Origin of the sequence: Parasphingorhabdus marina DSM 22363, from assembly GCF_900128895.1 — a bacterium.
Lineage (GTDB): Bacteria > Pseudomonadota > Alphaproteobacteria > Sphingomonadales > Sphingomonadaceae > Parasphingorhabdus > Parasphingorhabdus marina.
This window is the reverse complement of record NZ_FSQW01000002.1, coordinates 1-12946: the sequence shown is the minus strand read 5'-3', so window position 1 is coordinate 12946 and position 12946 is coordinate 1. Positions and strand designations below refer to the sequence as shown.

9 protein-coding genes are annotated in these 12946 nt (G+C 56.4%); 3 read left to right on the top strand and 6 right to left on the bottom strand.

Annotated elements, in window-relative coordinates; translation table 11 throughout:
- Window positions 1-367 precede the first annotated feature (367 nt).
- From BUQ90_RS09605 to BUQ90_RS09595, 3 genes are read right to left on the bottom strand one after another with little or no spacing between them, the layout of a single operon-like run.
- The gene (locus BUQ90_RS09605) at window positions 368-2833 is read right to left on the bottom strand and encodes an outer membrane protein assembly factor BamB family protein (RefSeq protein ID WP_074205030.1); all 2466 of its coding nucleotides are present in this window, start codon (window positions 2831-2833) and stop codon (window positions 368-370) included.
- 44 nt (window positions 2834-2877) lie between these two features.
- Window positions 2878-3636, bottom strand: coding sequence for an SDR family NAD(P)-dependent oxidoreductase (locus tag BUQ90_RS09600; protein ID WP_074205029.1), 759 nt, complete (start codon window positions 3634-3636; stop codon window positions 2878-2880).
- A gap of 8 nt (window positions 3637-3644) precedes the next feature.
- Window positions 3645-4694, bottom strand: a complete 1050-nt coding sequence (locus BUQ90_RS09595) for a VOC family protein (protein WP_074205028.1) — start codon at window positions 4692-4694, stop codon at window positions 3645-3647.
- A gap of 292 nt (window positions 4695-4986) precedes the next feature.
- Between BUQ90_RS09595 and BUQ90_RS09590 the strand changes: the two genes are divergently transcribed.
- Window positions 4987-7353: a TonB-dependent receptor gene (locus BUQ90_RS09590; RefSeq protein WP_074205027.1), complete on the top strand. Its 2367-nt coding sequence runs from the start codon at window positions 4987-4989 to the stop codon at window positions 7351-7353.
- An 85-nt stretch (window positions 7354-7438) separates the two neighbouring features.
- Here the strand turns inward: BUQ90_RS09590 and BUQ90_RS09585 are convergent, their stop codons facing one another.
- On the bottom strand, window positions 7439-8098 hold the full coding sequence (locus tag BUQ90_RS09585) for a TetR/AcrR family transcriptional regulator (protein WP_074205026.1): 660 nt from the start codon (window positions 8096-8098) through the stop codon (window positions 7439-7441).
- A 177-nt stretch (window positions 8099-8275) separates the two neighbouring features.
- On the opposite strand from BUQ90_RS09585, the gene BUQ90_RS09580 reads away from it, so the two are divergent.
- On the top strand, window positions 8276-9481 hold the full coding sequence (locus tag BUQ90_RS09580; protein ID WP_074205025.1) for a YncE family protein: 1206 nt from the start codon (window positions 8276-8278) through the stop codon (window positions 9479-9481).
- Window positions 9482-9566: 85 nt separating this feature from the next.
- Complete coding sequence (locus BUQ90_RS09575) at window positions 9567-10145, top strand: NAD(P)H-dependent oxidoreductase (RefSeq protein WP_074205024.1); 579 nt, start codon at window positions 9567-9569, stop codon at window positions 10143-10145.
- A 25-nt stretch (window positions 10146-10170) separates the two neighbouring features.
- On the opposite strand, the gene BUQ90_RS09570 is transcribed toward BUQ90_RS09575, so the two are convergent.
- The gene (locus tag BUQ90_RS09570) at window positions 10171-12501 is read right to left on the bottom strand and encodes an EAL domain-containing protein (RefSeq protein WP_143182823.1); all 2331 of its coding nucleotides are present in this window, start codon (window positions 12499-12501) and stop codon (window positions 10171-10173) included.
- 109 nt (window positions 12502-12610) lie between these two features.
- Window positions 12611-12946 (bottom strand): hypothetical protein (locus BUQ90_RS17790; RefSeq protein ID WP_204244786.1); only part of this gene is annotated, 336 nt, incomplete at its 5' end.

Genomic DNA, 12946 nt, shown 5'->3' with positions numbered 1-12946 from the left:
TTTGTGATTGACGAACGGCGCCGCGATTGCGCGCCTCTCATAACGTGAAGCATCCCTGTTCTCCCTGATCTTTATTTTCTCGCGGGAAAAATGCAGGGTGAATTTCAATATGTCAACCTTTTATATATGCCAATGCCAATTTATTGTCATACCAATTATATGCACCATATGGAATCGCCGGCTTTCCCGTCAAACAGGCTTGGGCGCTCCAATTTACAGCTTTGCCGATATGCCGTGCCAGCTGGCAATCTTCTCCGGTTCCTCGAAGCTGGTGGTTGGTGACCCTGTTCAGCAGCCCGGCCCGCGGCGAACCATCCAGTGAGTTCAGTGCCGCCAAAGAGAGGCGTGGCTATCGACCTCCGGTTGCTCAGTTGTTTCCCAGCGCATAGGCGATGACATAACCGCCCTTGCCATCCCGCACATCCTGCGAATCAATATATTCTCCGGTGGCCGGATCTCTGGGATAGCGCCAGGTGGGGTTGGGTACGGTAACGATCAGATATTGCCTGCCATCCTTTCCGGAACGGTAGGACATGGGTGTTGACTGACCATTGCCCGGCAAACTTGCGGCCCATTTTTCTTCACCGGTACGTACATCAAAAGCGCGGACCTTGCTGTCCATGGTCGAACTGAGGAAGGTCAGTCCGCCACGTGTTGTCAGCGTTCCGGCGCGAATCGCCGTGCCGACGTCATAAGGAATGCCGGAACGGAGATTGAACGGTCCGGAGTCACTCATGTCCCCGGCTGGACGGCTCCACAGCAGTTCCTTGGTGTTCAGATCAATGACCGCAATCCGCGACCAGGGCGGCTCGAAACAGGGCACCTGTGTTCCCAGTCGCGACATGAACGGCGCCGGCACGCCATAATATTTAATCCGGCGATGGTCATAGGGATTGTCTGCATCCGGCTCTCCCATTTTTGGCATCGGACCTTCAGGATCCATGCGGACTGCGGGATGATTTTTGCCGAGCAGCAAGCCACCAAGCGGACCGGCTTCGGCAACCTGTTCGGGCGTGAAAAGCATGAGCCTGTGCGCCAGCATCATCGGTGCTGCAACCAACAGGCCGTTGTCGGCATCTACCGATACACTGCCCCAGTTGAATCCTCCGAAATTGCCGGGGTACAGCATGGTACCCGTCTTCAAGCCTCCCGGCATGGTTGGCGGCGTGAACATGCCTTCATACCGCATTGTGCGATATTCGATCCGGCAGATCATCTGATCGATCGGCGTCAACCCCCACATGTCCTTTTCATGCCGGTAAGGATGGAAATGGGGCAGCGGCGAGGATGGCTGCGTCGGTGACACATATTCCCCCGGCTCCGGATTCTGCGGCGCAGGTTTCTCTTCAATCGGATGTACCGGAGATCCGTCGCGGCGATCGAGCAGAAATATCGAACCCATTTTGGTTGGCACGGCCACTGACGGAACGCTTTCACCATTGCGGGTCACATCCACCAGCACGGGCTGGGCCGGCAGGTCATAGTCCCAGACATCATGGTGCACGGTCTGGTATTTCCAGCGCGGCGCCCCGGTTTTGCCATTGATGGCAACCACAGCGGAAGACCATTCATCATCAAATTCCCGGCGTGCGCCTCCGAAATAGTCCGGGGCCGCATTGCCGGTCGGTGCATAAATGAGGTCCAGTTCCGGATCATAACTCATGATCGACCAGACATTCGGCGTGCCCGGGGTATAGGTTTTGCCCTCCGCAGGCTCGCCATTGTCCCCCGGATTGCCCATGTCCCAGGCCCAGACGAAGTCACCGCTGGTGGCGTCAAAGGCCCGCACCACGCCCGACGGCAGGCCAAGATCCTGGGAGTCGAGGACAAGCCCGCCAACGACCAGATTGTCTCCGGCGACCAGCGGGGGCGAGGTGAGATAATATTCGTCCCGTTCGTGCGCCCCGAGCCCGCTGCGCAGATCGACCGCACCATTTTCTCCGAAATCGGTGCACAACTCACCGGTCATTGCGTCAACGGCAATGATGCTGGCGTCGACGGTGGCGGTGACCACCCTTTTGGGGCACTGCCCGGAATAGCCTTCTTGTGCTTCATGATAAGCAACTCCGCGGCAGGTCCGGGCATATTGATGGGCCGCCGGTGGCTCGAGACCCGGATCATGGCGCCAGACTTCTTCTCCGCTGGTGTCGTCGATCGCGATGACAACATTGAGAGCCGCGCAAATGTAAAGCATGCCGTTGACGTTGAGCGGTGTCGCCTTGAAATCTTCCTCTATACCGGTCCGGTACCGCCAGACCTCTTGCAATCCGCCAACCGTGTCCACATTGATATCCGTCAGCTGTGCAAAACGGGTGCCTCCTTCGTCATTGCCATAGTGCCGCCAGTCGGTGGCGGCTTCACCCGCCGCCAGGGCACTCTCCGTTCCGGTGCCATTTTGCACATAGCCCTGCATGGATGCGACGATAAGGGCGACGACAGCTGCCAGAGACGGCGCCCCCACCCACCAGCGGGAAGGCAATGCCGGTTCTTCACTGTCCGGCTCGCGTCGGAAGGAGTTGCGGTACAGCGGCGTCAGAAACCACAGCCCCAGACCAAGCCAGGCCGCCAGCCGCGGAAGCAGACCCAGAAAATGCAGCTCGGCCTCAAACAGGGACCAGATCAGCGTGGCCAGCAATATGCCGGCATAGACTTTTGGGGCTTTCGCATTTCGACGCGTCACCAGAAAGGCAACGGCCAGGGTGGCGATGCCGGCGAGCAGATAATAGGGACTTCCCCCGAGATAGACGAGAAAGCCACCCGGTATCGTCAACAACAAACCAATCACCCACAACAGGATGACGAAAATCCAGTGCATGATCTTGGAGATGTTCATTTTGTCTTTCCTGTCCCGGCCGAAATGGCCTTGCGTGATATGACTTATAGCGGGAAAATCGAATGGCCACCGTCCAGAATAACGGCCTGGCCGGTCATGAAATCGCTTTCCCGCGAGGCGAGGAAAGCGGCGATACCTTCCATGTCTTCCAGCCTGCCATTCCGGCCAATTGCCGCCCGACGCCTTGCCCCGTCCTTGAACGCCTGCGGCGTATCAAGCGACATTTCCGTTTCTATATAGCCGGGCAAAATGGCGTTGACCCGGATCCCGGCTTGTCCCAGTTCCACGGCCAGTGCCCTGACCAGCCCCAGCACGGCGGCCTTGGTGGTCGAGTAGCCCGCCGCGCCGGCCATGCCGACAATGCCCGCGACCGATGACGTCACAACAAGCCGCCCGGGTGCTCCCCGCTCCAGCAAATGTTGCGTGATCGGCGACCATGTCTGCACAACGCTCATCAGGTTTAAATCGATCGTATCGAGCCACGTCTGCCGCTCGGTCATGTGGGACATGCCGCGAAATCCGCCACCCCCGGCATTGGCAAAGCAGCTGTCGACCTTCCCAAATCGCTCCAGCGTGCCGGAAAAGGCCGTCGCGATCTGCTCCTCGTCGGTGACGTCGCAGGCAAAGGCCGTCACGTCGCCACCCATCGCCCGCAATTCCTCGACCGCGACCGCATTCTTGTCGGCGTTCCGTCCCCAGATCGCAACTCTGGATCCCTGCTTCACAAGACCGCGACAAAAAGCCAGCCCGAGACCACCATTGCCGCCAGTCACAACGGCAACATCACCAGTTAAATCAAACATGCAGGCTCCTAGGTTCCGTTGTCTTTGAAATTTCGGGAAGAATAAACTGAGTCTGTCGCAACAGTCTGCAAACCGATCAGGTTGCCGTCCGGATCACGGCCATACATGATCTGCCCACCGTCCAGCGGACCGGATTCGGTGACCACCGTCCCGCCGGCATCGACCAGCCGCTTTCTTGCCGCTTCCATATCGCTGACATCAAAAACGATCATGTTATAGCCCGGCGCATCTATCGGGCGCGGCTCGTCGCGGTCTTTGGTGGGATGACTGTGATACTGGAAAATCTCCAGTTCAAGATTGCGAACTTGAAACCAGGCCATCTCAACCTCGCTCCCCGCCAGCCCGGAGACCTTGTCGATATTTTCGCTCTTCACCGCAAACAAGGTTCCGACCCTGCGGGGTTCGGGCTGGTTCAGAAACTTCGCATAGAAATCGACAATCCGGTCAATGTCGGAGGTTGCCAGAGACACATGCCGGATCCGGTACTGGTGTTTTGGTGGCTCTGGTAGTTCCAGCGCACTGATATCCACATGCTCGATTTCGGATATGAGGCCGTCAAAATCACGGGCATAGGCATAGTAGACGGGGTTTTGGGGGTTAATCTGAACCATTTCCCGGTCACCGATATGCTTCGCGCCTCCGGCCAGAAATTTTTGATAGGCCTGCGTCTTCTCATCCACCTGATAGCAGACATGCGCTATGCCTGGGCCCTGAACATCCATGGGAGAGGTGGCCTGTGCTTCGGCCGAGGGATTGGCGAAGGACATGAAACGCACCTGGGCATTGACGCTGCGCATCAGCCGGGTTTGCGCCGCTACGCCGGTTCGGCCGGCGAGAGTATCAAACTGGGCGCTTTCGGAAATCCCGGCGTCGTCGACCGTTTGCAGCTCAACCGATGCGTCATACAGGCCGGCTGTCCGATCCAGATCGCTGACCGTTGCACCAATATAGTTCACGCCCTTGATCACGCTGTCGGTTGGTATCTTGGCGTTTGGCGGGGTGCCGCCACAGGCGCTTAACAGCGCGGTCATACCCAAAATGGTTGCGACCCTCAGCATATGCCATCTCCCTTTTCATCTTCATCATTCGATGCCTGAACCGGGAAACGCAAGTTGTGAAGTCAGGCACGTACTTCAACGCTGCAGTGGATGCGAATCCTAATACCCTCTCTAAGCACTTAATGTACGTTTAGTCAATTAAATGACTATGAAAATCGCTTTGTTCGATATATAGAACCTCTTAATAGACTGTTTGTCTACTTAATAATGGAGTTGCAGGGAGGATTTTATGCAGAACGTTCAATCATTTACGCCGAATCATGCGTTATCAAGGATTCGGACAGCCGTATCAGTGGGCGCACTGGTCCTGGCAGGCCTGAGCCATACTGCCTGGGCGCAGGATATCTCGGAAGAAGCCGCCGACGAGAATATCATCATCGTCACGGCCCAGAAGAAATCTCAGGATATTCAGAATGTTCCGCTCGCGATTTCGGCTTTTGACAGTGGCACCATTGACGACAAGGTCATTGACGACGCCGTCGATCTCAGTTTTTCGGTTCCGAACCTAACCGTTGACATTTTCGGCGCTTCTTTGCGTGGTGTCGGGAATTTGGCCATTTCGGCCACTTCGGAATCCGGCCTCGGCTATCATGTGAACGGAGTGTATCTGGGATCGGCGGCGACCGAAGCGGAATATTACGACATCGAGCGGATTGAAGTCCTGCGCGGCCCGCAGGGCACTTTGTACGGCCGCAACACAACGGCCGGTGTGCTAAATGTTATAACCCAGAAAGCCACCGACGATTTTGAAGGCTATGTCACAGCCGGTTATGGCAACTACAATTCGGTCAAGTTGCGCGGTGCCATCAATCTGCCCATCACCGACGGACTTTCGACCCGTGTGGCGGGATTCTTCCTCGATCGCGATGGTTATGCGACCAACCTGTTCACCGGCAATGACGTCGATGACCGGGAGATGTTCGGACTGCGCAGCAGCACAAAACTGGAATTTGGTGACACCCGGGCTGATCTCGTCATTTCCTATTTTCGGGAGGATGACCGCCGCCTCGCCCGCACCAAGGTTCTTTGCGCCAAAGACGTGACACTCGGCTGTTCGCCGCTCAGTGTGGGTTTCGAAACACCGGATTCGCGCAACACGCTTTACAACACACTGGGCGCGGTGACTGGAATCATCGCGACCGGATTTGGACCGGCCGCCGTCGATTTCAATGCCAACAGCTTCAATCCGGCCGATACACGACTGATCAACGAAGATGTTGATCCCACCTATTTTGTCGAGGAATGGAGCGCTTCACTGGAGATCACCCATGATTTCGGTGGCCTGACACTGACTTCGCTTTCCGGCTATCAGGAAATCGAACGCGAGCTGTTCAAGGACTTTGACCGGGTGGTCCCTTCTCAGGGCCTTACCGCACCAATCACCTTTGATTTCTTCGCCAACGGCAATCCGATCACGACAGACATGATCCTCGCCGGACGACGCGACCTGAGTGAAGCCCGGGAATATTACCAGGAACTCCGGCTGGCATCCGATTTCGAAGGGCCGCTCAATTTTATCCTCGGCGGAAATTATTATAACCGTCGCAGCTCAGGCTCGGCCAACTTCACCCATGTGACGATCGCCGCCCGGCAACAGCAACTTGGGCTGCCCGATACATTTGATTCCGTTGTCACCGAGTCCAATCCGGTCCGGACGAAGAGTTTCGGTATCTTCGGTGAAGTCTATTTCGATCTGTCAGAAGACACCCGGCTCACTGGTGGACTGCGCTATTCGCATGATGACAAGACCATCATGACCCGGCAGATCTTCTTCAATCCGCAACCCGATCTCAGCCCGCCCGATTTCACATTTGGAGAATTCTCCAAGGGCGTATTTACCGGACGAATTGTCCTTGATCACAAGATCACTCCGGATCTGCTCGGCTACATTAGCGCCTCCCGCGGCTACAAGGCCGGCGGCATCAATCCGGGTGAAGTCGGAGTGGAAACGCAGGGCTTTGATCCGGAATTCCTCAATGCGATCGAAGTCGGATTGAAAGGCTCGTCGGTTGATGGTGCGTTCACCGGCAGTCTTTCCACTTTCTATTATGACTACAAGGATCTGCAAATCGGCCAGACAACCGCAACCGCAGCATTGACGATCAATACCGATGCCACGGTCTGGGGTGTCGAAGCCGAGTTCGCTGCCCGGCCCAGTAGCCGCTTCCAGATTGACGGCAGCTTCTCCTACCTGAACACGCAGGTGAAAGACTTTGCGACAATTGACGAAACGGATCCGTTCGGCACGGCCCCCAATACGGTCGTGGCAGAGGTCACGGCAGCCGGCGTATTGAAGGACGTGGACGGAAACGCCCTGCCCTTCTCGCCCGACATCAAGATCGCCATTGGCGCCCAATATGAGATCCCGGCAGGAAACTGGACAATCACACCGCGGATCGACCATTATCTGCAAAGCGAATTTGCAAGCTCGATCTTCAGCAAGCCGATCGATATTTTTGATGGCTATAGCCAGACGGATATCAAACTGCTGCTGGCGCCGGATTCGGGCAGCTGGGAACTTCGCGGCTATGTGAAGAACCTGTTCAACAATGACGATATCACCCGTGTGTTGCCAGCCGGCCGTCTGGTCGGCCGCTTCCGGGAAGTGGTCATTCTGGAGCCGCGCACATATGGCGTGGAAGCAACGTTCCGCTTCTGATTTCCAAGTTTAGTGATTTCTCCCCGCGGTCCCGGCCCCCTCCAGAGGGTCGGGGCCTTTTTCTTTCCACTGGACGCGCTGGATGTCAGCGCTTCAGCTTGCGCTTGCGGATCATATAGTCATCCCGGATCCCGTTGATTGATCCGATGATCATGGACACCGTGATATCTTCGAGTTCTGCCTTGTCCACATCGTTCCGCAAAAGGTAGGAGCCGGCGGCGGTCGGAACCCCGAAGGAAATATCCGTCACCGCCCGCGCGGTTTCCATCGGGATGTCAAAGTTCCGGTTGACGATCCCTGCCAGGTATTCAACCGCCACATCGCGGTCAAAGGCCGTCGGGTCGTCCGTTTGGGAAATCGCCGGATCGGCCTGCAGCTGCTCGATCAAAAGTCCCTTCTCGGAAATGTTACGCAGAAAAGTCTTGGTGATCCCGCGCACCAGTTCTTCGAATGTATCCGCCTCCTCCGCCGCGGCAAACTGGGTATGTCGCAGATGTGCCAGCTCGCGCTTCAGCAGCTCCCGCAGGAGTTCGTGGATATTATCGAAATATTTGTAGATCAGGGATTTGCTGATATCCGCATGTTTCGCCACGCGTTCCATGGTGATCTGCCATATCCCCTCGCGTTCAACCATCTCGGCCGCCGCATCGAGGATCATTGATCTCCGGACTTCCGGCGAAAAACGGCGTTTCGGCTTCGGTTTCGGCTTCGCACCCGATCTGGTTTTGGCTTTGGTCTCGGTCATATAACAGGCTTCTTGTCTGGTCCTTGCAGACTATAGCCTTTCGGTTCCGGGACTTGGAAGGGAATAATGCGAACAGTTCGCCCGGGAGGAAATTTGCCTGGGAGGAAATTTGATTGCCGCCGGGTTCCGGCTATATCGGGTCCAATCAGGCCTGGTGGCGCGCTGAGGAAAAAGACGATGAAGATCAAGACATTCCTGCTGATCGCAATTGTGAGCCTCCTGTCCTTTTCCGGCATCCGGATGTGGCAGGAAAGAACCTTTGGCACCGGGTCGATGGAATCCGCGACCGCGCTTGCTGCAGAAAGCCGTGAAGTGGCCTTTGTCGCCAATGCGGTCGGCGCTACGGTCAGCATCCTGGATGTCTCGACCAGACAGGTCGTCGACGAGATCGACGTGACGCCGGATGGCAAGACAGTCGGATTCTTTCGCGATCCGGTCCAGTATTTTGCACAGTCCCTCGTCGAAGAAAGGGGTGGGAAAAATTATGCCCAGGATACGGATCTGTCCCGGGATGGGCGGGTGCTTTTCGTCTCCCGGGGTTTTCTCGCAGATGTCGTCGCTATTGATCTGAAAAGTCATGATATAATCTGGCGAACCCCGATTGCAGGACTTCGCTCGGACCATATGGATATCACACCGGACGGAACGCGACTATTTGTGTCTGCAGTCATCCGCGGGGGGAATATTGTGGAGGTTCTCGACACCAGAACAGGGGACAAACTCGGGCATTTTCAAACCGGCGACTGGCCCCATGACGTGCATGTCAGCAGTGATGGCAGCAAGGCCTATGCCGCCAGTCTTGGCGATATGGAGGTCGATGTCCGCGATCGCAATCCCGATGGCGATGCGTACCGCATCACGGAGGTGGATGCGAATTCTCTCTCCATCCTCCGGGAATACCGCTTTGATGCCGGGATCCGCCCTTTTCAGATATCCGGGTCAAGACGCCGGCTTTTTGCGCAACTTTCCAACACCCATTCTCTTGTCGCCCACGATCTGCAAAGCGACACACCGGTCGATCGTCTGGACTTGCCAGTGAAGGAAGGCGTTTCCGAAGAGGATTGGGACTTTGAAGCCCCGCATCACGGTCTGGCACTGTCTCCGGACGAGAACAGTTTGTGCATTGCCGGCCGGGCCTCCGACTATGCCGCTTTTGTCGACGCCGGCAGCCTGTCCCTGCAAGCCGTCATCGACGTTGGCAATGCGCCCAGCTGGTCGGTCTTTTCTGCAGACGGATCGCTCTGCCTGCTTGCCAATACCCGCAGCGATGATGTGTCTTTCGTCTCCCGTGACAGCCAAACGGAAATCGCGCGTGTGCCCACAGGTCGCGGTCCGAAGCATATCACTCTGGGCCAAGTGCCTGTTGACCTGCTCGACAAATGATCAGGCTGATGCAAAGGTTTGTGTCTTTGCATCATGATTCGGTCGTCCAAAAAAAAATTGCGCGGAAAATGAAGGAGCCTGGAGCATGACAAATTTGTTTATCTGGGTTGCCCATCCGCGAAAGGAATCCTTTTGCAAGGCACTGGCTGATGCCTATGAGGATGGTGCACGAACCGCAGGGGTCGGGATCAGTCGACAGGACCTGTCAAACATGCAGTTTTCGACGGCATTTGAAGGTTATCGTGCCGGCCAGAATGAGCTGGAACCTGACCTCCTCGCCTGGCAGGACAATATCTCCGGAGCCGATCATTTGTTATTTGTCTTCCCCTATTGGTGGGCGGCAATGCCGGCGCGTGGCAAGGCCGTGCTGGACCGCGCATTGCTACCCGGATTCGCATTCAAATATCATGACAGCGGTCTTGGCTGGGACAAGCTGCTCAAGGGAAAAACCGGGGATGCCATCATAACTTCGGATACACCGCCCTGGTATGACACGCTGATGTTTCGCAAACCCTCCCGCAACATCATCCGAAATCAGGTATACGGATTTTGCGGGATCAAGAGCCGGAAAATTGTACAGATGGGATCGGTCAAGACTGCGACTCCCGAACGCCGAGAGAAGTGGCTGGATCAGGCCAGAGCATTGGGGGCCAGCCTAAGCTGAAACCGGTTAGTCAGACATGCGCTGCTTAACCGGAAGCGGCGCGTTTTCCCGTCAATCCGGCTTCGGCCTGGATCCAGCGGGAATTGAAGCTGTCTGCGGTGACGGGCTTTGAAACAAACCAGCCCTGCCCCACGTCACAGCCATATTCCCGCAACTGGTTCATGCATTCCCGATCTTCGATACCTTCTGCCACCACCTTGAGTCCGAGACCATGCGCCAGTTCTACTGTTGACCTGACCATCAGCGCGTTCGCCCGGTCTGTAGTCAATGTCCGCACGAAACTCTGGTCAATCTTGATTTCATCCACGGGCAGTTTTTGCAGATAGCTCATCGTGGACTGGCCGGTGCCGTAATCGTCGATCGAAATCCGGATACCGGCGGCGCGAATCTTTTCAAGCGCGGCAATAGAAGCCTCCATATCTTCCAGCGCCGCTGTTTCCGTCACTTCGAACACGACCTGACTGTTGTCGAGACTGGCCAGACCGACCCTGGCAATGGCGTCGTTGATAAAATCCGGATCGTGCAGCAGCTGGGCGGAAATGTTGACCGAGCAGACCAGGCCGGGTCGCTCTGCGTCGAAACGCGAGAAATCCCGAAGCGCCCGGTCGAGTACATACAGGGTGAGGTCCGCGATCCGGTCGGCTTTTTCCAATATGGGAATGAATATATCCGGGCTGATATTGCCACGTTCCGGATGGGTCCAGCGCACCAGCGCTTCGGCACCGTCCAACCGGTCCAGCGGAATGTCCCATTTGGGTTGATAAACCGTCCAGATTTGGCCCTTTTCAAGCGCCGTATCGAGTTCCGCGAGCAGATTTTGCTTCCGGGAGATCGCGGTATCTACTTCGGCATCATGCCAGGCCCAGCGACGCCCGGTCTCTTTCGCATGATCCGCTGCCACCTTTGCCTGATCGATGGATCCTTCACTCACGCCAAATGTCGCGCTAAGCCGGATATTCGCATCTCCTGCTTTTACAGGCGCCTGGAACAGAGCGGTGGCGGTGTCAAAATGCCCAGCAACGTCCTCCACATAATCCTGCTTCACGATCCAGGCGATAATATCGCTATCGACATGGTAGATTTGCTCATCTCTGGCGAGAAAGCGCAATCGATCGGCCAAACTGGAAAATAATGACTGGCGCGAATGATCGGTTGTCACAGCCAGCAGTTCCCGAAGGTCCAGCAATCTGGCCACCGCCACCAGATTCCGTTCGCCTTCCGGCATCTCTTTGCGCATCGCGGCTTCATTGGGCAGGAAGCTGACCCGGTCGACAAACCGGCTCTGATCGAGATCGATGTTCAGGCTGAACAGCTGGCTGCTGAGGAGGAATATCCCGAGGAAAAGGAATGCTGGGAAATTCGACCATGTGATCCATCCGAGAAATTCGGATGCCAGCAATGCCCCAAAAAGCGCGAAACCTGTTGCCAGGGTGGCAATGTTGCGCTGGGATGTTGAAAAATGATTCCCGGTTACGGCAAGAATCACCAGTGCTGCCACCAATAGCGCGGGTATAAATCCGTAATAGGGAATGTTGCGCTGCTGCATCAGCGTTTCCGCTGCCAGCGCCTGAATCACCACACCGGGGACCACGCCAAAGCGACTGATCGGATAGCGGTCGCCCAGTTCGATTGCCGTGGCCCCGATCAGAACCTTTTTGCCGCGCAGTTCACTCAGATCCGTCGTGTGATCGAGCATATCGACAAAGCTGCGGGCGGGAATAGTGGCGGGATTGATCGATTGATCGATCATGAATTTCTCGCCAATCGCGCCGGACGATTCCGCAATCATGCTTGCCAGAGATGGACGCACTTCGCCGCCCGTTATGGTTCCGTAGCTATAATCGTTCAATTGCCCGTTTCTGCCGGGATGCACATTGACGGACGCGAGAAAAGCATGTGCGCGCAGGGATTCAATGGGCAGGCTCTCGCGATATTCACTCGAGGTGGAGGAAGCGGCCTGTTTGAACGTTGGCAACAATATTGCCGTATCAGATCGGGCCAGCGCCTCCGCGAAAATGGCATCCTGCGCCGGGACCGAGGATGAGGAAAAGTCAACATCAAAGGCAATCTGGGAAATTCCGGCGGCGGACAGTCGATCCACCACTTGGGCATAGTTTGTCCGCGGCCACGGCCACCGTTCCATCGCCTGTATCGACTTTGCGTCAATCTCTACGATGACCAGATCACCGGTTGCCGGTCGGTCCATCAGGCCTGCCCGCATATCGCGCAACTGCCGCTCGACATTTCCGCCGATGCCGGAAACAGCGAGCGCCGTCGCCGTCATCAGTGCCAGTATCCAGGCCGCAATCGGGCGCTGAATATTTTTCGGCGAAAATATGGACAGGACAGATTTCAAAAAAAACTCCGCGATAATGCCACTCAACCGGCATATCGCGGAGTGTTGTAGATTTTGTTAACCACGAAGCGGCAAACACGCCATCGGAGCGCGATCCGGATCCCGGGAATTAGTTCCCCTGACCACCACCCTGCTTTTTGCTCTCAATATAGTTGCCCACACCTTCGATAACGGCTCGCAATATCGGGAAATCCCAATTCTTTCCACCGCTATTCGTGGCGCCCTTGGCATTGCCGTTATTTCCATTGCCGTTACCGCCACCATTGGAACCGCCATTCCCATTGCCGTTCCCGTTGTTGCCGGCCCCGTTGCCGCCGCCATTGCTGGCCCCGGCGGCATTACCATTGTTCCCATTGGAACCGCCATTGCCGTTCGCACCGCCATTTGCGGCACCATTGGCGTTGCCATTGTTCCCGTTGCCGTTACCGCCACCGTTGGAACCGCC

Excerpts from the sequence above, each read along its gene's own strand:
- BUQ90_RS09580 (WP_074205025.1), top strand. The coding sequence starts at position 8,276 with ATGAAGATCAAGACATTCCTGCTGATCGCAATTGTGAGCCTCCTGTCC.
- BUQ90_RS09585 (WP_074205026.1), bottom strand. The coding sequence starts at position 8,098 with ATGACCGAGACCAAAGCCAAAACCAGATCGGGTGCGAAGCCGAAACCG.
- BUQ90_RS09605 (WP_074205030.1), bottom strand. The coding sequence starts at position 2,833 with ATGAACATCTCCAAGATCATGCACTGGATTTTCGTCATCCTGTTGTGG.
- BUQ90_RS09595 (WP_074205028.1), bottom strand. The coding sequence starts at position 4,694 with ATGCTGAGGGTCGCAACCATTTTGGGTATGACCGCGCTGTTAAGCGCC.
- BUQ90_RS09575 (WP_074205024.1), top strand. The coding sequence starts at position 9,567 with ATGACAAATTTGTTTATCTGGGTTGCCCATCCGCGAAAGGAATCCTTT.
- BUQ90_RS09600 (WP_074205029.1), bottom strand. The coding sequence starts at position 3,636 with ATGTTTGATTTAACTGGTGATGTTGCCGTTGTGACTGGCGGCAATGGT.